This is a genomic window from Ruegeria sp. YS9, from assembly GCF_024628725.1.
Classification (GTDB): domain Bacteria; phylum Pseudomonadota; class Alphaproteobacteria; order Rhodobacterales; family Rhodobacteraceae; genus Ruegeria; species Ruegeria atlantica_C.
Window position 1 is genome coordinate 1526145 of record NZ_CP102409.1, and the last position, 19156, is coordinate 1545300.

General features: G+C 59.5%; 15 protein-coding genes. 2 read left to right on the forward strand and 13 right to left on the reverse strand.

What is annotated here, in order from left to right; translation table 11 throughout:
• Together alaS and recA are read right to left on the reverse strand one after the other, a co-directional pair.
• Nucleotides 1-2673 (reverse strand): alanine--tRNA ligase, encoded by a 2673-nt coding sequence (gene alaS / locus NOR97_RS07795; RefSeq protein WP_170344226.1) that lies wholly within the window; start codon nt 2671-2673, stop codon nt 1-3.
• Between the two features lie 176 nt (nt 2674-2849).
• Nucleotides 2850-3917, reverse strand: a complete 1068-nt coding sequence (recA, locus tag NOR97_RS07800; RefSeq protein WP_152458025.1) for a recombinase RecA — start codon at nt 3915-3917, stop codon at nt 2850-2852.
• Nucleotides 3918-4109: 192 nt separating this feature from the next.
• On the opposite strand from recA, the gene NOR97_RS07805 reads away from it, so the two are divergent.
• Nucleotides 4110-4703: a sulfotransferase family 2 domain-containing protein gene (locus NOR97_RS07805; protein WP_257600758.1), complete on the forward strand. Its 594-nt coding sequence runs from the start codon at nt 4110-4112 to the stop codon at nt 4701-4703.
• Between the two features lie 5 nt (nt 4704-4708).
• On the opposite strand, the gene NOR97_RS07810 is transcribed toward NOR97_RS07805, so the two are convergent.
• The 3 genes from NOR97_RS07810 to guaB form a co-directional block, all read right to left on the reverse strand.
• Entirely contained in the window at nt 4709-7000 is a 2292-nt protein-coding gene (locus NOR97_RS07810) for an ATP-binding protein (RefSeq protein ID WP_257600759.1), read from the reverse strand.
• A 109-nt stretch (nt 7001-7109) separates the two neighbouring features.
• Complete coding sequence (locus tag NOR97_RS07815) at nt 7110-8267, reverse strand: RsmB/NOP family class I SAM-dependent RNA methyltransferase (RefSeq protein ID WP_257600760.1); 1158 nt, start codon at nt 8265-8267, stop codon at nt 7110-7112.
• Between the two features lie 92 nt (nt 8268-8359).
• A complete protein-coding gene (guaB, locus tag NOR97_RS07820; RefSeq protein ID WP_170344221.1) occupies nt 8360-9808 on the reverse strand; it encodes an IMP dehydrogenase in 1449 nt (482 codons plus the stop codon).
• A gap of 216 nt (nt 9809-10024) precedes the next feature.
• Here guaB and NOR97_RS07825 point away from each other — a divergent pair, with 216 nt between their 5' ends.
• The gene (locus NOR97_RS07825; protein WP_257600846.1) at nt 10025-12070 is read left to right on the forward strand and encodes an ASKHA domain-containing protein; all 2046 of its coding nucleotides are present in this window, start codon (nt 10025-10027) and stop codon (nt 12068-12070) included.
• Between the two features lie 43 nt (nt 12071-12113).
• Here NOR97_RS07825 and NOR97_RS07830 read toward each other — a convergent pair whose 3' ends face one another.
• Genes NOR97_RS07830 through NOR97_RS07865 form a run of 8 tightly spaced genes read right to left on the reverse strand, consistent with a single transcriptional unit; the run spans nt 12114 to nt 19149 of the window.
• On the reverse strand, nt 12114-13229 hold the full coding sequence (locus tag NOR97_RS07830; RefSeq protein WP_257600761.1) for an alpha-hydroxy acid oxidase: 1116 nt from the start codon (nt 13227-13229) through the stop codon (nt 12114-12116).
• Nucleotides 13229-13783, reverse strand: coding sequence for a sulfopyruvate decarboxylase subunit beta (gene comE / locus NOR97_RS07835; protein ID WP_170344217.1), 555 nt, complete (start codon nt 13781-13783; stop codon nt 13229-13231). The genes NOR97_RS07830 and comE overlap by 1 nt, the downstream gene beginning before the upstream one ends.
• Nucleotides 13780-14286: a sulfopyruvate decarboxylase subunit alpha gene (gene comD, locus NOR97_RS07840; RefSeq protein WP_117868908.1), complete on the reverse strand. Its 507-nt coding sequence runs from the start codon at nt 14284-14286 to the stop codon at nt 13780-13782. Before comD ends, comE begins: the two co-directional genes overlap by 4 nt.
• 49 nt (nt 14287-14335) lie before the next feature.
• A complete protein-coding gene (locus tag NOR97_RS07845; RefSeq protein WP_170344215.1) occupies nt 14336-14746 on the reverse strand; it encodes a universal stress protein in 411 nt (136 codons plus the stop codon).
• 23 nt (nt 14747-14769) lie between these two features.
• Nucleotides 14770-15750, reverse strand: a complete 981-nt coding sequence (locus tag NOR97_RS07850) for a zinc-binding dehydrogenase (protein WP_170344213.1) — start codon at nt 15748-15750, stop codon at nt 14770-14772.
• Entirely contained in the window at nt 15747-16508 is a 762-nt protein-coding gene (locus NOR97_RS07855) for an SDR family NAD(P)-dependent oxidoreductase (protein ID WP_257600762.1), read from the reverse strand. The genes NOR97_RS07850 and NOR97_RS07855 overlap by 4 nt, the downstream gene beginning before the upstream one ends.
• Entirely contained in the window at nt 16501-17808 is a 1308-nt protein-coding gene (gene hisD / locus NOR97_RS07860; RefSeq protein ID WP_257600763.1) for a histidinol dehydrogenase, read from the reverse strand. The genes NOR97_RS07855 and hisD overlap by 8 nt, the downstream gene beginning before the upstream one ends.
• Before the next feature lie 12 nt (nt 17809-17820).
• The gene (locus NOR97_RS07865) at nt 17821-19149 is read right to left on the reverse strand and encodes a TRAP transporter large permease (protein ID WP_170344209.1); all 1329 of its coding nucleotides are present in this window, start codon (nt 19147-19149) and stop codon (nt 17821-17823) included.
• Nucleotides 19150-19156: the final 7 nt, after the last annotated feature.

Below are 19156 nucleotides of genomic sequence, written 5' to 3' on the forward strand. Positions count from 1 at the left end.
TTATCCTCCCAAAACCTGTTCTGCGGCCTTGATCGCCGAATCCGCGTTCGACGCATCCCGACCACCGCCCTGGGCCATGTCCGGGCGGCCGCCGCCGCCCTTGCCGCCCAATTCCACCACGGCGGCCTTGACCAGGTCGACCGCCGAAACGGTTCCTGTCAGGTCTTCGGTGACGCCAGCCGCAACCGCGGCCTTGCCTCCGGTATCCGCGATGAGCAGTACCGCCCCCGACCCAAGACGCGCCTTGTGTTCGTCGATCAATGCCGGAAGATCCTTGCCGGACACGCCGCTGAGGGCCTGCGCTATGAACTTCACGCCGTTCACATCACGCGCTTCGGCACCGCCGCCCTGCCCGCTCCCGCCGGCCATCGCCAGATCTCGACGCAGTTGAGCCACTTCGTTCTGCAATGACTTGCGTTCCTCCAGCAGGCTTTTCACGCGTGCCACCACATCATCCGGCTGCGCCTTCAGTTCCGACGCCACCTGCGCAAGACGGTGATCCTGTGCCGAAAGGTAACGGAACGCTTCATCCCCGGTCAGTGCCTCGATGCGGCGCACGCCGGCACTGCTTGCGCTGTCGCCCAGGATGACAAAGGTGCCGATGTCACCCGTCTGACGCACATGAGTACCGCCGCACAGTTCGATCGACCAGGTTTCGCCATCATGGCCCTTGCCCGTCGGTGCCTTGCCCATCGAGACAACACGCACCTCGTCACCGTATTTCTCGCCGAACAGTGCCTGCGCGCCCAGTTTGCGCGCGTCATCTGGTGTCATGACCCGTGTCTCGACGGCCGAGTTCTGGCGGATGAAGTCGTTCACCTCACGTTCGATCTTCTGGATTTCCTCCAGGCTCAGCGCTTTGGAATGGCTGAAGTCGAACCGCAGACGATCCGCCGCATTCAGCGAACCGCGCTGCGCCACATGGTCGCCCAGCGTTTCCCGCAGCGCTTCATGCAGCAGGTGCGTGGCCGAGTGGTTGGCCCGGATTGCAGTGCGGCGTGCGTGATCGACTTCCAGCTCGACAGCATCGCCTTTTGACACGGCACCGCTGACAACCGTCACCTTATGTGCATAGACCTTCCCATCGGCGAATTTTCTGGTGTCCTCCACCCGGCTGAGGTGATCGCGATCTTCAAGGCGCCGCATCTCGCCAGTATCGCCCACCTGGCCACCAGCTTCGCCGTAGAACGGCGTCTGGTTCACCACGACCCAGCCGGTGCTGCCCGCGTCGATCTTGTCAACCAAGGCACCGTCGACAACCAGTGCCGCAACCTGAGCTTCGGCTTTCTCGGTGTCATAACCAAGGAAGTCGGTCGCCCCGGCGCTGTCCAGAACATCGAACCAAACCGCCTGATCCGCGGCTTCACCTGACCCGGCCCAGGCAGCCCGCGCCTTGGCCTTTTGTTCGGCCATCGCCGTTTCAAAGCCTTCGGTGTCTACTGTCCGGCCTTTTTCACGCAGCGCATCCTGCGTCAGGTCCAGTGGGAAACCGTAAGTGTCATACAGTTTGAAAGCCGCTTCACCGGACAAAGGCGCACCCTCGGAAAGGCCGGACACCTCATCGTCCAGCAGCCTCAACCCCCGGTCCAGCGTCTGCTTGAAGCGGGTTTCTTCAAGCAACAAGGTCTCTTCGATCAATGGCTGTGCCTGGGTCAACTCGGCATAGTGACCGCCCATCTGTTGTACCAATGACGGGACAAGCCGGTGCATGACCGGATCCTTGGCACCCAACAGATGCGCATGACGCATGGCACGACGCATGATGCGGCGCAGAACATAACCGCGGCCATCATTGCTGGGCATCACGCCATCCGCAATCAGGAACGAAGTCGAACGCAGGTGGTCCGCGATCACACGGTGGTGTACGTTCTGATCCCCGTAAGGATCCACGCCAGTCGCATCGGCCGAGGCCTCGATCAGTGCCTTGAACAGATCGGTGTCATAGTTGTCATGGCTGCCCTGCAACAATGCGCCGATCCGCTCGAGCCCCATGCCCGTATCGATCGACTGCATGTCGAGTTCCACCATCGAGCCGTCTTCGAACTGCTCGTTTTGCATGAAGACGACGTTCCAGATTTCAATGAACCGATCGCCGTCCTCTTCGGCAGAGCCCGGAGGACCACCCCAGATGTGGTCGCCATGATCATAAAAGATTTCGGTACACGGGCCGCAGGGGCCGGTCGGACCCATCTGCCAGAAATTGTCGCTGGTGGCGATGCGGATGATCCGGTCTTCGGGAACACCGACCTTTTTCCAGATTTCAAACGCCTCGTCATCGGTATGATAGACCGTTGTCAGCAGGCGGTTCTTGTCGATCCCGAATTCCCTGGTGATCAATTCCCACGCGAACGGGATCGCTTCGCGTTTGAAGTAATCACCGAACGAGAAGTTCCCCAACATCTCGAAGAATGTATGGTGGCGCGCGGTGTAACCCACATTGTCGAGATCGTTGTGCTTGCCGCCGGCACGTACACATTTCTGCGCCGTGGTGGCGCGCTTGTAGTCACGTGTTTCCAGGCCGGTGAACAGGTTCTTGAACTGCACCATGCCCGAATTGACGAACATCAGCGTCGGGTCGTTGCGCGGCACCAGCGGGCTGGACGCCACGACCTCATGCCCCTGTTTTTCAAAGTAGTTCAGAAAGGTCGATCGGATGTCGTTCAGGGTTGGCATAGGGCTCTCTCGGCGCACAAAAAAATTGGTCCCCGCAGGTTTATCCCCCTGTCAAACGAGTGTCCACAGCAGAGGCGTATCCGAACGAAACAAGGCGGCCCGGGGGACCGCCTTGTTCATGGTGTTTTCAACACAACACGTCGGACCGGAAACGTAACGCCCCCCGTCAGCGACCGTCAGGCTTCAAGGATGTCATCATCTTCGGCTGCGCCCGGAGGCATGTCGAAATCCAATCCGTGAGCCGCCCGAATCTTGTCTTCGATCTCAAAGGCAATGCGGCTGTTGTCGCGCAGATACTGTTTGGCGTTCTCACGCCCCTGCCCGATCCGTTCGTCGCCGTAACTGAACCATGACCCTGACTTTTCGACCACACCGGCTTTGACACCCAGATCCAGCAGTTCGCCCATCTTGCTGATGCCCTCGCCGTACATGATGTCGAATTCCACCTGCTTGAAAGGCGGCGCAACCTTGTTCTTGACGACCTTGACGCGCGTCTGGTTGCCGACAACTTCGTCCCGGTCCTTGATCGCGCCGATGCGGCGAATATCCAGACGGACCGAGCTGTAGAATTTCAGAGCATTCCCGCCGGTGGTGGTTTCGGGGCTGCCGAACATCACGCCGATTTTCATCCTGATCTGGTTGATGAAGATCACCATACAGTTCGAGCGGCTGATCGAGCCGGTCAGTTTCCGCATCGCCTGGCTCATCAGACGGGCCTGAACGCCAACATTGCTGTCACCCATATCGCCTTCCAGTTCGGATTTCGGCGTAAGCGCCGCAACCGAATCGACCACAACCATGTTGACCGCGCCCGAACGCACCAGCGTATCGGTGATCTCAAGCGCCTGCTCTCCGGTATCGGGCTGCGAGATCAGAAGCTCATCCAGATCAACGCCCAGCTTTCGGGCATATTGCGGGTCCAGCGCGTGCTCGGCGTCGACAAAGGCGCAGACGCCGCCGCGTTTCTGCTGTTCTGCAATGCAATGCAACGTCAGCGTCGTCTTCCCCGAGCTTTCGGGGCCGTAAATCTCAACGATCCGCCCCATCGGCAGACCACCAATTCCCAACGCTATGTCCAGCCCGAGCGAGCCTGTCGAACTTGCGTCGATGTCCTGTTTGGCGCCTTCGCCCAGCTTCATGATGGAGCCCTTACCGAACTGCCGTTCGATCTGGGCCAGCGCGCTGTCGAGCGCCTTTTGCTTGTCTGCGTTTTTCTTGTCGCTCATTGTCAGAAGATCCGCCATTGTCCTGTCGCCTTCCCTTTTGTCACACCCTTGATCGGGCGGCAATCGCTGCTTTGTTCGCCTCTTGTTCCTTATGGGACCAAAAAGAGAACATTTCAATAAAAACTTACAGGGTTTACTCTTCTTCAATTGTATTAAGGAGTCGTTTACGACAATCTGCGCGCATAGCCGGGTGACAATTGGAGCAATTAAATGCTTGTTTTCTTTGAGGAACGCCTTGCCTTCCTTGCCGTTCCGAAAACCGGCAGCACGGCTTATCACACAGCGTTGCGGGATCGCGCTGATATCGTCGTCACTCATCCGCCCGAGCTCAAACATGCTCCGGTGCGCAGGTATGATCGGTTTTTCCAGAACATTTTTCGCAAGATGTACGATACCGAGATGGAGATCCTGGCAGTTGTTCGCGAACCCGTTGACTGGCTGGGCAGCTGGTATCGATTTCGCAGCCGCGCCGACCTGATCGGTCACGTCCATTCGACCCGAGACATGAGTTTCGACACGTTTGTGCAGGCCTACATGACAAACCCGCGCCCGGATTTTGCCGATGTTGGCAGCCAAAGCCAGTTTTTCCGTACCCGCAGCAATGGTCGCGGTGCCACTCATATCTTCAAATACGAAAACCAGGACAAAATTCTCGACTTCCTGCAAGCGCGACTGAACATGCAGATCGACCTGCAGCAAGAGAATGTATCACCATCGGGTGATCTGACGCTGACGCCCGAGACACGGCAGAAATTTCATAAAAGACACGCAGAGGAATTCGCGCTCCACGATGCAGCATTGTAGGATGTTCAGTTCAATTGTTGGAAAACCGCCTCGGTCAACTGGTTGAGAGAAAACGGCTTGGGCAGGAAGGTCGAATTGGCGATCTCGGGTTCTGAATCGCCAAAGGCACCTTCCGTATAACCCGATACGAAGACCACGCGGGCCTCCGGGCGTGTTTCCCGAGCTTTGCGCACCCAGGTCGGCCCATCCATGCCGGGCATGACCACATCCGTCACAAATACGTCGACGTTCAAAGACGGATCCTCCAGAAGCCGCAGTGCTTCCTCGGCCGAATCCGCCTCCAGCACGGTATAGCCCTTGAGCCGCAGAGCCCTGGTTGCGAAGGCGCGGACCGGCGCTTCGTCTTCAACCAAAAGCACGACGCCCTCTCCTTGCCGGGCACTTTGGGATTCGGGTTGCGCCGGAGAATGCTGTTCCGCCTCTGCCACTGTGGCGCAAACCGGTAGAAAAACGGTGAATTCAGTGCCTCGGCCCACCGTGCTGTCGACAAAGATGAAACCGCCCGTCTGCTTGACGATGCCATAGGCCGTTGAAAGCCCAAGCCCTGTACCCTCGCCCGTACGCTTTGTCGTATAGAACGGCTCGAAGACCTTTTGCAGTTTGTCGGCAGGTATTCCCACGCCGCTGTCCATTACCCTGACCGTAACATATTCGCCTGGCTGGACGGTCGCCCTGTCCCTGCTGAGCGGTTGCGACAGGTTCAACACTTCGGTCTCGATACGTATTTCGCCCCCGTCCGGCATGGCATCGCGCGCGTTGACGACCAAGTTCATCAACACCTGTTCCAACTGCCGTTTGTCCGCCCGAACCGGCTTTAATACCGGATCATGGCTGAGGGTCAGCAGAACTTTCTCGCCCACCAATCGGTTCAGCAAGTGAATGAGGTCCGAGATCGTGTCACGCAAATCCAGAACTTCGGGCCTGAGAGTCTGTTTGCGCGAGAATGCCAGAAGCTGGCTGACCAGCGCAGCGGCCCGGTTGGCGTTCTGATTGATCTGCACCAGATCCCCGTAGTCCGGGTCATTCTGATCGTGGCGCAACAACAGCAGATCGCAGTGCCCGGAAATGGCCGTCAGCAGGTTGTTGAAATCATGCGCGACCCCGCCGGCCAATTGACCCACAGCCTGCATTTTCTGCCCTTGGACAAATTGAGCTTCCAGAGTTTTCAACTCGGTCGCATCATTCAGGACCGCGATAAGACAGATCTTGCCATCGACAACGACACGGCTCAGCGTGACCTGTACGAAGACCTCCTTGTCTTTTCGGGTCAACTGAAGAAACTCGGATCGTTGCGCGTCTTCTTGCGCGGCTGTCCGCGCCAGCCAATCCAGAATGGGGTGCCCCATACCCCGCATGATGTCGGCTATGTTGGTGCCTTCCAGGTTTTCATTTCCCAGCAACTTGTTCGCCAACCTGTTGGCATTCAGAATGGCCCCCGCCGGAGACAGGGTGAGAACCGGAACCGGAAGATCTGCAAAAGACGTGCTGGCCCCGGGCGCCTGAGTTTCAATGAGCGGCACCAACCCAAGGCTTCGTTCCTTGCTGGATCGGGAAAGCTCCGTCACAGCCACCGGAATCATTCCGTCCTGTGACTTGATAATGTTTGAGGCTCCGACCTGGGGGTCAACATCACCGAAGATGTCGCGAACCCGTTCGGGATGCGGCCCAAGCAACTTTTTCGCCGCCGGATTCGGGCACACCACGTCATCCACGCATCCGATGGTCAGAACCGGCAGGTTGAGAGACTGCCAGCTTTCCTGTTCTGACTGTTGAAACCGCCAGCAAAAAATGTCGGGAGCCAATTGAAACACGGTGACACTGTTTGTGTTTCCCCTGATCACGCAGTCTTCGCGGGCCCGACCGAAGGAACGGGCCTGAGATTGCAACCTCAACAAAATCACCTGAGGGGTCGAGAACGTCGAACCGAGGCAGCTTTCAAGGCTGGCTCCTTTCGCCGCGCCGAACTGTTCCCGCGCTGATGCGTTGGACGCCAGAATGTCGCCATAAGCATTTGCGATCAGGAAGGGTGACTCTTCCTGTTCTGCAAAAGCGGCCATGACGGCGGTGGTTTGTTGCGCGTGTCTGGCGGCGACCTGGCCTTTGATCACGACGCACAATACCACAATCAAAAGCGAAATCCCCGCGACCATCATGCCCGTGGTCCAATCCGGTGGCAGCAACCCGACCAAGGGCGCAATGCCGATCAACAACGCCACCGCCACCAACGACCAAAGACGAGATGCCGGGGGCGTGTGGGCAAGAGATGGGTCGCTGAAAAATTCTGCTGTGTCAGACATATACGGCTCGGGCGCAAAGTTATCGGCTATAACGGCCAAAATTGGTTAATTCCCGCTTAACGGCGTTTGGAAAGCGGCAATCTACCCAAGGTTGTTATTTGCCAAAAGCTCAGCGCGTCAAGTGCGACGTAAAGAACCCGTCAGATTCGTGTGTAACGTGCCACGTTTTCCGGTAGGTTTCCCGCCACTGGGAAAAATGATCCAGAAAATCGTCTATGATCGCGCCGTTTTCAACGTTCAGAACCGAACAGGTTGCGTAAGCCAACAGGCCGCCCGGATGCACCAAAGGAGCAATGTCGGATAAAATACGGGCCTGAATGGTGGTGAGGTCCCGCAAGCGATCCTCGGTCAAGGCCCATTTCCCGGCTGGCGCCCTTCGCCACGATCCGCTGCCAGAGCACGGCGCATCAACGAAAACAACATCAAACGGATCAACACCTGAAAGGTCATCGGAGTTGAGGATGGTTATCTTTGCGCCTGCTCGTTCCGCCCGCGTCGGAATATCTTTCATGCGGCCGGAATTCACATCATGTGCGTACACTTCGACGCCCTCGTGCGCTGCAAGTGCCAGCGCCTTGCCGCCACCACCCGCGCAATAATCCAGAACGCGCATTCCCGGCCGCAGATCCAGCGCGGCCACAACCGCCTGGCTTGCAGCGTCCTGAAGCTCGACCAGGCCCCGGGCATAGGCCTGACTTTGGGCAATGCGCCGGGCCCCCTCTGTCACTTCAAGGGCGGTTTGGCATGCCTGAACCGGATGGGCGACAATACCCTCGGACTTCAAGGCGTCGATGGCCCCGCCCAGATCGGTCTTTCTTAAGTTGACCCGCAGATGAACGGGCGCCCGGTTCTGCAATGACATCGCGCAAGGAACCAAGGCGTCCTTCAGAGAGTCAACGAACCGAGGCCACAGCCACTCCGGAACGTCATATTTCTCGGCCTCGGACGCGAAATCCCGCGTCGTTTCCGTTTCCTGAACCGGCATCGGAGCGTGACGGTTGCCGGTGAACAACTCGGCCAGATCACCGCCTGACGCACGGGTCGCACCGATCATCAAACCGCGCCCGGTGTCGGACCCTCCCAACGCAGCGTACGAGCGCTTGCGTCGCAGCGCGTCGAATACGTGATCGCGAATGGCCGCCCGATCCTTGGACCCTGCGAAACGACTGCGCCGCGCCCAGCCGGTGAGTGCTTTTTCGACCGGCGCGCCAGCCAGAATATCATCCAGAATTTCGATCGAGGCCTGAACACGGGCGGCGGGTGTCATGGTGGAATACCTCGGCGGAAATGGGCCCGGCTGGCCGATCCAATTGGTAAAAAGGCACCCGCTCGCGGGTGCCTTGTGTCTTGCTGGATGGCTTACATGACCCGGTAGTTCGGGCTTTCGCGGGTGATCTGAACATCGTGCACGTGGCTTTCCTTCAGACCGGCGCCGGTAATTTTCACGAAATTGCAGTTCTTGCGCATCTCTTCGATGGTGGCGCAGCCGGTATACCCCATCGCCGCACGCAAGCCGCCAACCAACTGGTGGATCACGGCACTGGCCGAACCTTTGTAGGGCACCTGACCTTCGATGCCTTCGGGCACCAGCTTGTCATTGGCTGCATCTTTCTGGAAATAGCGGTCGGCCGATCCGCGCGCCATTGCGCCCAGGCTGCCCATCCCGCGATAAGATTTGAACGAACGACCCTGATACAGGATCACCTCGCCCGGGCTTTCGTCGGTGCCCGCAATCATCGACCCGACCATGGCACAGGATGCCCCGGCGGCAATCGCCTTTGCAAAGTCACCCGAGAACTTGATACCACCATCCGCGATGACCGGAACGTCGCCCGCTGCTGCCGCACAATCGCTGATCGCGGTCAACTGAGGAACACCAACCCCTGCCACCATCCGTGTGGTACAGATCGACCCCGGGCCAATACCCACCTTGATCGCGTCGGCTCCAGCATCGATCAGCGCCTTGGTCGCCTCGCCGGTTGCAACGTTCCCGGCAATGATCTGAACCTCGTTCGACAGGGTCTTGACCCGCCTCACAGCGTCCAGCACGCCCTGAGAATGACCATGCGCCGTATCGACGACGATGATGTCGACACCCGAATCCACCAATTGTTCGGACCGTTCGAACCCGGCATCCCCGACCGACGTCGCCGCAGCGACCCGCAGGCGACCCAGACGGTCCTTGCAGGCGGTTGGGTTCAAAACGGCCTGTTCCGTATCCTTCAGCGTCAGAAGACCGGTCAGCTTGCCTTCGCCATCGACAACCAGCAGCTTTTCGATACGGCGCGCCCGCATCAGGCTTTTGGCTTCTTCCAGATCGGCCGGTTCCTGTAGCATCGCCAGGTTTTCCGAAGTCATCATCGCGTGTACCGGCGTATCGTCCGAGTTCGCAAAGCGCATGTCGCGGTTGGTCAGGATACCCACCACGCGGCCCTGCTCGTCGACGACTGGAAAACCGGTGAAGTTGTAGCGCTGTACCAGCGCGTTGGCGTCGGCCAATGTCTGATCCACCCGCAACGTCACGGGGTTATAGACAATACCGGATTCGAATCGCTTGACCCGGCGGACTTCGCGGGCCTGTTCTTCCACCGAAAGGTTCTTGTGTACCACACCGATGCCGCCCGCCTGCGCCATGGCAATGGCCATTCGCGCCTCGGTCACGGTGTCCATGGCCGAACTCAGCAGCGGGATGTTCATGGTGATCTCGCGCGTCACACGCGTGGTCGTATCCGCCGTTGCCGGCAGCACGGAAGATGCGCCCGGAACCAGGAGAACGTCGTCAAAGGTAAGTGCCTCACGAATCTGCATCTGAATACCCCATGCAAAAGCCCGTTTGGCGGTGACCCTATTACACGGATTGAACCAAAGGAAAAGCCCTTGGGGGCAACTCTTTGGCTCTGGCTGTCGATGCAGTGGAAGAAAACGACGCTCGTTGTGCAGATCGTGCCGCTGATGGCCTTTCCCTTTTCGCTCAAACCCATATCTTGCCCGGCATACGCGCGAATATGAAAAGGTATGTCACTGATGACCACCGACCCTCTTGTCGTCTTTACGCCATCCGGCAAACGCGGGCACTTCCCCGTCGGCACCCCCATACTGACGGCGGCCCGTCAATTGGGGGTGGATCTGGATTCGGTCTGCGGGGGCCGCGGCATCTGTTCAAAGTGCCAGATCACACCCAGCTATGGCGAATTTCCCAAGCACGGCGTCACGGTGTCCGAGGGCGCGCTGAGCGAATGGAACGCCGTCGAACAGCGTTATGACGACAAGCGCGGGTTGAAACCGGGCCGCCGTCTGGGCTGCCAGGCCTCGGTTCAGGGCGACGTGGTGATCGACGTACCGCCGGAAAGCCAGGTACACCGGCAGGTCGTGCGCAAGGCGGCCGCCGCGCGTGCCATCACGATGGACCCGGCCACTCGCCTTTATTTCGTTGTGGTGGAAGAACCCGACATGCATTCGCCCACCGGCGATCTGGAACGGCTCGAGCGGGCGTTGCGCGAGCAGTGGGACATTGATGCCGTCACGGCGGACCTGACGCTGATGTCCAAACTTCAACCGGTTCTGCGCAAGGGCAAATGGGAAGTCACCGTGGCGGTCCACAAAGGTCACAAGGACAGCGTGGCGCGTATCGTCGAAATCTGGCCCGGCCTGCATGAAGGCGGGCTGTATGGTCTGGCCATCGACCTCGGATCGACCACCATCGCCGCGCATCTGACCGATCTGGAAACCGGCGAGGTCAAGGCATCCTCTGGCCTCATGAATCCCCAGATCCGGTTCGGTGAAGACCTGATGAGCCGTGTTTCGTATTCCATGATGAACCCCGGCGGCGATCAGGAGATGACCAGGGCCGTGCGCGAGGCGATCAATGACCTGGCCACGTCGATTGCCGAAGAGGCGGGCATCGATGCCTCTCTGATCGTGGAAACGGTATTCGTCTGCAACCCGGTCATGCATCACTTGCTGCTGGGGCTGGACCCGGTGGAACTGGGTCAGGCGCCGTTTGCACTGGCAACGTCGGAAAGCATCTCCCTGCCCGCGCGCGAGATGGATCTGACCACCATGAACCCACGCGCGCAGGTCTATATCCTGCCCTGTATCGCGGGCCATGTGGGCGCGGACTGCGCGGCGGTGGCCCTGTCCGAAGAACCCGGCAAGTCCGAAGATCTGGTTCTGATCGTCGACGTGGGCACCAACGCTGAAATCCTGCTGGGCAATACCAGCCGCGTGCTCGCCTGTTCCTCGCCCACCGGGCCTGCCTTCGAAGGCGCTCAGATCAGTTCTGGCCAGCGCGCCGCACCCGGCGCAATCGAAAGAATCGAGATCGACCCCGTCACCAAGGAACCCCGGTTCCGCGTCATCGGGTCCGATAAATGGTCCGACGAAGACGGCTTTGATCTGGATATCGCCACGACCGGGATCACCGGCATCTGCGGTTCGGGTATAATCGAGGCAGTGGCCGAGATGCGTATCGCTGGCCTGCTGGACGAAGGCGGCCTGATCGGATCGGCGGAACAGACCGGTACGGCCCGCTGCGTGCCTGAAGGTCGCACACACGCCTATCTGATCCACGACGCCAGCGCCGAAGGTGGCCCCCGCATCACCGTCACGCAGGGTGACATCCGCGCCATTCAGCTTGCGAAATCCGCATTGTACGCAGGCGCACGCCTGCTGATGGACGAAATGGGCGTCGAAAAGGTGGATCGCGTGGTTCTGGCCGGTGCGTTCGGCGCGCATATCTCGACCAAACACGCCATGGTGCTGGGGATGATACCCGATGCGCCGCTGGAGAAAGTCTCGAGCGCGGGCAACGCCGCAGGTACCGGCGCGCGTATCGCGCTGTGCAATATCGGATCGCGCGCCGAGATCGAACGCGTCGTGCGCGAGATCACCAAGATCGAAACCGCCATCGAGCCGAAGTTTCAGGATCATTTCGTGGCCGCCAATGCGATCCCGCACAAGACCGACCCGTTCCCGGAACTGGCCCAGGTTGTCACACTGCCCAACCCAAGCTTCAACACCGGCGGCGAGACCGAAGCAGGTGGCGGACGTCGTCGCAGGCGCCGCGGTTAAACCGACAGTTCAGTGACCCGTGGGAAACCTCGGGTCATTGTCCTCACCGATAACAGGCGTTGCGTCGGACCTCGTCCAGCGACGTGACGCCTAGTTGGGCCATGGCGATGCTCATTTCTTCGCTGAGTACCGACCATAGCTGTTCAAGGCCCGCTTCGCCTTCGGCCGCTATTGCAAACTGAAGGATACGGCCAAAGAAGGCAAAGTCCGCCCCGTTCGCAAGTGCCTTGAGGACGTCTTCACCCGACCGCAACCCGCTGTCGTAGAAAAGCGGAAAATCCGGGCCGACGGCCTTGCGTATCTCAGGCAGAACCGTGATTGGCGCGGGAGCACTTTCCAACTGGCGTGCACCATGGCTTGAGACCTGAATGGCGTCCACGCCCGCTGACTTGAGCCTTTGCGCGTCGTCTGCATCCAATACGCCTTTGACCACCAGATTCCCGGCCCACTGGTCGCGCAGGCGGGCCAATGTCTCCCACGTGGCCTTGGCGCGGCTTTCGGTTCGGTCGAAATCGTAGCCATCCATCAGGAAATTCGCCATTTCCGGCTTGCCTTTCAGCAGCACCGGCAAGGACCACCGCGGGTGCAAGGCAAAATCCATCACCTGCTTGGGACCCATTTTGAAGGGCATCTTGAACCCATGGCGCAACTCGCGCGGGCGTCGTCCAACCTCGGGCACATCCACGGTCAGCACCAGTGTTTCATACCCCGCAGCCTTGGCGCGATCGACAAGCTTGAACGTGCCGCTGCCATCGCCGCTGAAATACAGCTGAAACCAGGCATGGCCTTCAGCTTCGACGATCAGATCCTCCATCGCGGTCGAGGCGACAGTCGAAACCCCAAGCGGCACTTCATGGCGTGCTGCGATGCGGGCCAGCATCAAGTCGGCCCCCGGCGCGGACAAATTGCACATGCCCATCGGCGCGATACCAAACGGGCGTTCCGCGGGCCGGTCGAACAGGGAACTTGCCAGAGATCTTTCACTGACGTCGCGCAGGATACGCGGGCGCAAGGTCATTGCATCCAAAGCGGACCGATTGCGACCGGCACCCATCTCGGCCCCGGCTGCACCATCAATATAGTCGAACACCATCCACGGAAGACGCCGCCGCGCCAGGCGGCGGGCGTCCTCGGCACTGTGGATGGCGCTTGCGCCCATCAGGCCTGAACGGCCTTCATGAAACGGTCGCGGATGACGACCGGATCCATCGTGATCGGCGGCATCTTGGCGTTGCCGCTTTCACATTTGCTGACGACGATTGTCATCTGTTTGGCATCCAGCGCCTCTTGCAGCACGCGTCCGGTGTCTTCGGCGGCACATTCGATCACGCGCTCACACCCGGCTGCTTCGGCCATTTTGGCCAGAGAGGTCTTTTGCCCGGCATAGGTCGGCTGATCGCCGGTCGAACCGTACGAACCATTGTCAACAATCAGCAGGATATAATTGTCTGCCACGTTGTTGGCGATGGTCGGCAACGTCCCCAGATTGGTCAGGATCGAGCCATCCCCATCAATGACGATCACCGGTTTAGGCTGGGCCAGCGCGAGCCCCAGACCGATCGAGGACGCCAGGCCCATTGTCCCCAGCATGTAGAAATTGCTCGGCTGGTCGTCGATGGCGTGCAGTTCCTGGCTGGGAATGCCGATGTTGCAGACAACCAGTTGATCACGCAGGATCGGGGCGATTTCTTTTAGTATTTCAGAACGGATCATTGGTCGCCATAGCCTCCCCAGAAATTGGCGTCGGTCAGGATGGCGACCGGCTTGTTGCACATGAATGTGTATTTCAGGATCGCGTCGAGCTCCTCGACATCCGCCTGATGGTGGAAGTGGTAGGTGGGGATGTTCAGCTGGGCCAACAGCGCCTTGGTGTGAACCGCCATTTCAACCTGGCAGGCAATGGGCTCGCGCAGTTCGCCCCGGTACGAGATCAGCATCGGCAGCGGCATACGGTAATACTGAATCAGCGTCGCCAGCGTGTTGATCGTCACGCCAATGGCCGTGTTCTGCATGATGATCGCGGGACGCTTGCCGCCCATCCACGCCCCTGCACACAGGCCCATCCCTTCGTCTTCCTTGTTGGACGGAATGTGATAGATGCCATCACGCTCATCGATTTCCGCGATGACACCTGCCAATTGCTTGCACGGGACAGTGGTGACAAACGAGATATCGTTCGCCACCAGATCGTCGGTGATCTTCTTGTCTATGTTCATGATCCAGCTTTTGGTCCTGTTTGGGGCGCTAGACGCGCGATTGAGGAATTCAGGCCCTTCGGTGCACGTGCACGGCACAGGGGGCATGGCGGACGACGCGCGAAGCGGTCGATCCTAGGAAGTAGTCGCTCAGGTCCGGTTTGTGCGAGCCGATTACGATACAGTCGACATCTTTGCTGCTGGCATAATCGATGATGGACCGTGCGGTATGACCTTTGACGATTTCGGCCGTCACCCCTTCAAGCCCCTCGATTTTTTGCAGCAATTGCAAACGGGCCCTTTCGAAACCTTCGGCGACAACCGATTTGTCCAGATAGGCGCTGACCGATCCCTGAGGCATCTCGTAGACATGCAGCGCAATTATTTCCGCGCCCTTTCCTGACAAGGCCCGTGCGATTTCCAGCGTGTGTTGCGATATGCCGTGATCCAAAGCCAACGGGACCAGTATTTTCGTGTACATGAAGGTCTCCAGTTCTGTCAGTTCTATCCCCAGGGTTTCAGGATAATCTTGGGTGCGGCCACGGCGCCAGATCGGATATCGCAAAACGCCTGCGCACCGTCGGCCAGGGCGCGTTCTTCGATCCAGTCCAGAGCCCCCAGCCGCCCGTCAAAGATCGCCTGAGCCGTCTGGCGAAAGTCCTTGGCGGTGTAGGTGTAAGTCCCGATGAATGTGATTTCCTGCAAGGTCATCCGGCGAATATCCAGACCACCGGCATCCTCACCCAACCCCACATGCGCGATCACGCCCCCCGGCTCGGCCATGGCCGAGGCAACTGACCGCGTCGCAGCATAGCCCACGGCATCTATGACCAACGGGTAAGTCCCCTTGGCTGAACCCACCAGCGCAAAGCTCTCGATTTTCGCCAGGTAGGTCCGACGCAGCTCATTTGGTTCCGCGATTGTCACGTCATCGACGCCCATTGCCCGCAAGGCCAAGGCCGCCGCAAGGCCGATGGCCCCGCCGCCGATCACCAGTGCGCGACGGTCCATTGCCGGATGCAGCGCCTCGATCCCCAACCGGACCGTATGCCAGCTTACCGCCAGCGGTTCCGCTAGCGCGGCTTTGGCAAACGATATATCTTCCGGAACTTCGACAAGATTGCTGGCAGGCATGGTGACGTATTGCGCGAACGCCCCTTCGCGCGGCGGCATCGAGATGATCTGGCGATCCGGGCACAGGTTTTCCCGGCCGGCAAGGCAGGCCGCGCATTGACCGCAGCTGACCAGCGGGTTGATCGTCACACGATCACCGGCGCGTTTCCCGTCAACAATCACACCGGCCGCCTCGTGCCCAAGGATCAGCGGTGCCGGACGACGCGCATCGTGTCCCAGATAGGCGTGCATGTCCGATCCACAGATGCCGACCGCCTCGATCCGGATCAAATGTTCGGATGGACCGGCCTCGGCATCCGGCACCTCACCGAACACCATCTGTTCCACACCTTGGTAAACCAGCGCCTTCATTTGGCCGTGAACCCTCCATCAACCATAAGAACCTGCCCCGTGACATAGCCGGACGCGTTCGAGCACAAAAACAGGATCGGTCCATCGATGTCCTGCATCTGTCCATTGCGCCCAATGCAGGTTTGAGCGGCGTTCCTCTCTGCGCGCTCGGGGTCGTCGAACACGGCCTGCGTCAGTTCAGTGGGAAAGAACCCCGGACCGATCGCGTTGGCGGTAATGCCAAAGGGCGACCAGGCCTCGGCCATCGCGCGGGTCAGTTGCCCGATCCCGGCCTTGGTGGCCCCATAGGCAATGCCGCCCGGAAACGCGCGCGTTGTTTGCAGCGAGGCGAAATTGACGATACGCCCCCAGCCCTTCTTTTTCATTTCGGGCACCATGGCCTGACTGAGGAAAAACGGCGCGCTGAGGTTCAGTGCAAGCGTGGCATCCCATCCTTCAGGAGTAACATCGTCGGCAGCCTCGCGTGTGTTGACCCCAGCCGCATGTACAATGATGTCCGGCGCTCCAAACTTCGAATTGACCGTCTGAACCAGCTCGCCCATTCCGTCACGATCCGAAACATCGGCGACCACCGCTTCTGCGTTGTTGCCGATTTCGGCCTGCATCTGCGCCAACGCGTCGCTGCGCCGGGCCACGCCGACAACACGCGCGCCGGCTGCGGCAAGTGTCCGCGCCACCTGCCGTCCCAGCCCCGAACTGGCGCCGGTGATGCAGGCCACCCGGCCCGTCAGGTCAAACAATGCGCGCGGGTCATCCATCGGCGGTCAGGTCGAACGTTTCATCCGGGAAATACTTGGCCAGACGCACATCCGCTGCACGGGCGTGACCCTCCATTCCTTCCAGTCGGGAAATCCGGGCGGTTGCTTCGGCGATCGATTTGGAACCTTCACGCGTGGCCCGCTGCCAGGTGACGATCTTCATGTATTTGTGAACACTCAAACCGCCGGTATAGCTGGCCGCACCGGACGTTGGCAGAACATGGTTCGTCCCGGTCGCCTTGTCTCCGTAGGACACGGTGGTTTCCTCACCCAGGAACAGTGAGCCATAACACGTCAACCGATCCAGCCACCAATCCAGTTCCTCGGCCTGAACCGTCAGGTGCTCGGGCGCATATTCATCGGAACAGGCGGCCATCTCTTCGCGGTCGGAACAGACGATGACTTCGGCATAGTCGCGCCACGCGGCCGAGGCATTTTCGCGGTTCAGCTCTGGCAGATCGTCGATCAAAACCGGAACCAGCTCCATGACTTTCTGCGCAAGGTCGCGATCATCCGTTACCAGCCAGACGGGCGAATTGTACCCGTGCTCTGCCTGACTGACCAGATCGGTTGCCACCACATGGGCGTCCGCGGAACTGTCGGCAAGGATCAGGCTGTCGGTCGGACCCGCGATCATGTCGATGCCAACCTTGCCGTACAGGATGCGCTTGGCTTCGGCCACGAACTGGTTGCCCGGCCCCACAAGGATATTGGCGCGCGGCAAACCGAACAAACCATAGGTCATGGCAGCCACGCCCTGTACACCGCCCATGGCCAGAATGCTGTCGGCTCCGCAGATATGCGCGGCATAGACAATCGCGGGCGCAACACCTTCGCCCGGTCGCGGAGGAGAACAGGCGGTGATATGACGGCACCCGGCGACCTTGGCCGTTGTCACCGTCATGATCGCGCTGGCGATATGGCTGTAGCGCCCACCGGGAACATAGCATCCTGCCGCATCCACCGGGATCGCCTTTTGCCCCGCAACGAAACCGGGAACGATCTCCATCTGTACGTCCGACACGGTAGCCTTCTGCGTCTCGGCAAAGCGTCGGACGTTGTCATGGGCAAAGCGTATATCGGCCTTCAGTTTTTCCGGCACCAGCGCGATGGCAGCATCAATCTCGTCCTGCGTCATCAGGACGTTTCCTTCGAACTTGTCGAACTTGACTGCGTATTCCAGCGCCTTGGCATCGCCACCGGCCTCGATATCGGCAAGGATGGTCTTGACCGTATCATGCACCTCTGAGGCATGTGATTGAGCGGTTAAAGTCGCCTTTTTCAAATATTCACGAGGCATGTTCAGCAGGTCCTATTGGTAGATTTCAGGAAGCAGTGTGGTCGACACAGCAGGCACGTAGGCGATCAGGATCACCACGATCAGCATGGTCAGTACGAAAGGAATGGCCCGGGCGGCAATCTTCAGAATGGACTCACCGGTAATGCCAGATACGACGAACAGGTTCAGACCCAGCGGCGGCGTGATGAAGCCCACACCCAACGCGGTGATCATCATGATGCAGAACTGGATTTCGTTCATGCCGATATTGTCGGCCAGCGGTTTCAGGATTGGTGCCAGGATCACGATGTTCGGCGTTGTCTCCATGACGCAGCCCGCTGCGATCAGGATGCCGATCATCAGCAAGATCAACAGATACGGATCATCGGTAAGCGACGTGACCGAGGCCACGAAGCCCTGTGGCACGCCCATGATCGCCAGTGCTTCGGCCAAGGGTGCCGAGAAGGCGATGATCGGCAGGATGACTCCGTTCACCTTGGCCGAACTGACCAGCATCGATGGAAAGTCCGCCAGCGTCAGTGTGCGCAGGATGAAGCCCATTATGATGGTGACGACCACGGCGGTTGCGCCGGCTTCGGTCGGGGTCAGGCGACCTGAGAAGATGCCGTAGAAAATGATCCCCGGTACGATGAACGCGTACCAGCCCGATTTCAGCGCCTTGCCCAGATTGGCCAGCCATTCCCCCATGGTCATCATGCCGCCGCCCTCATAGGCGTAAAGACGGTTCATGATGATGTTGGTAATCAGGATCGACACCAGGATGGCCAGACCCGGGATCAAGGCTGCTAGAAACAGGGTCGAGGCGGAAATACCCAGCACGAGGCCGATGATGATATAGGCGATCGAAGGCGGGATCAGGATGCCGGTACAGGCACCAGCCGCAACCAGAGCACAGGCATAGGGACGCGGATACCCGCTTTCCACCAGCCGATTGATGGTCATGCGCCCCACCGCAGCCGCCCCGGCAGCATCCGACCCTGAAATCGCGGCAAACATACCGCAGACCAGAACCGTGGCCGACCCGAACCCGCCCTTGGCAAAGCAGGTCAGCGCCTCGGCTACATCCAGAAATTTGCGCGACAGACCGGTCCGCACCAGAACGTCCCCGGTCAGGATGAACAATGGCACAGCGGTCAGGGCAAATGCGTCGATACCTGTGAACAGGCTTTCTCCGACCAGGCTGAGAGGTAGATCACCGGACATGATCAGCATCACGATCGCCGCTGTTCCTATGGCGGCCCAAACGGGCACGGCCAAGGCGATCAGGCCTACGAACAGGATCACCGGCAGGTAAAAATCCCAGCCCAGTTCAACGGTTTGATTGAGGGAATTCCAAAGCATCCGTATT

Bases quoted from the DNA above. Each gene is read 5' to 3' on its own strand.
- alaS (WP_170344226.1), bottom strand. From the start codon at position 2,673: ATGCCAACCCTGAACGACATCCGATCGACCTTTCTGAACTACTTTGAA.
- recA (WP_152458025.1), bottom strand. From the start codon at position 3,917: ATGGCGGATCTTCTGACAATGAGCGACAAGAAAAACGCAGACAAGCAA.
- NOR97_RS07805 (WP_257600758.1), top strand. From the start codon at position 4,110: ATGCTTGTTTTCTTTGAGGAACGCCTTGCCTTCCTTGCCGTTCCGAAA.
- NOR97_RS07810 (WP_257600759.1), bottom strand. From the start codon at position 7,000: ATGTCTGACACAGCAGAATTTTTCAGCGACCCATCTCTTGCCCACACG.
- NOR97_RS07815 (WP_257600760.1), bottom strand. From the start codon at position 8,267: ATGACACCCGCCGCCCGTGTTCAGGCCTCGATCGAAATTCTGGATGAT.
- guaB (WP_170344221.1), bottom strand. From the start codon at position 9,808: ATGCAGATTCGTGAGGCACTTACCTTTGACGACGTTCTCCTGGTTCCG.
- NOR97_RS07825 (WP_257600846.1), top strand. From the start codon at position 10,025: ATGACCACCGACCCTCTTGTCGTCTTTACGCCATCCGGCAAACGCGGG.
- NOR97_RS07830 (WP_257600761.1), bottom strand. From the start codon at position 13,229: ATGGGCGCAAGCGCCATCCACAGTGCCGAGGACGCCCGCCGCCTGGCG.
- comE (WP_170344217.1), bottom strand. From the start codon at position 13,783: ATGATCCGTTCTGAAATACTAAAAGAAATCGCCCCGATCCTGCGTGAT.
- comD (WP_117868908.1), bottom strand. From the start codon at position 14,286: ATGAACATAGACAAGAAGATCACCGACGATCTGGTGGCGAACGATATC.
- NOR97_RS07845 (WP_170344215.1), bottom strand. From the start codon at position 14,746: ATGTACACGAAAATACTGGTCCCGTTGGCTTTGGATCACGGCATATCG.
- NOR97_RS07850 (WP_170344213.1), bottom strand. From the start codon at position 15,750: ATGAAGGCGCTGGTTTACCAAGGTGTGGAACAGATGGTGTTCGGTGAG.
- NOR97_RS07855 (WP_257600762.1), bottom strand. From the start codon at position 16,508: ATGGATGACCCGCGCGCATTGTTTGACCTGACGGGCCGGGTGGCCTGC.
- hisD (WP_257600763.1), bottom strand. From the start codon at position 17,808: ATGCCTCGTGAATATTTGAAAAAGGCGACTTTAACCGCTCAATCACAT.
- NOR97_RS07865 (WP_170344209.1), bottom strand. From the start codon at position 19,149: ATGCTTTGGAATTCCCTCAATCAAACCGTTGAACTGGGCTGGGATTTT.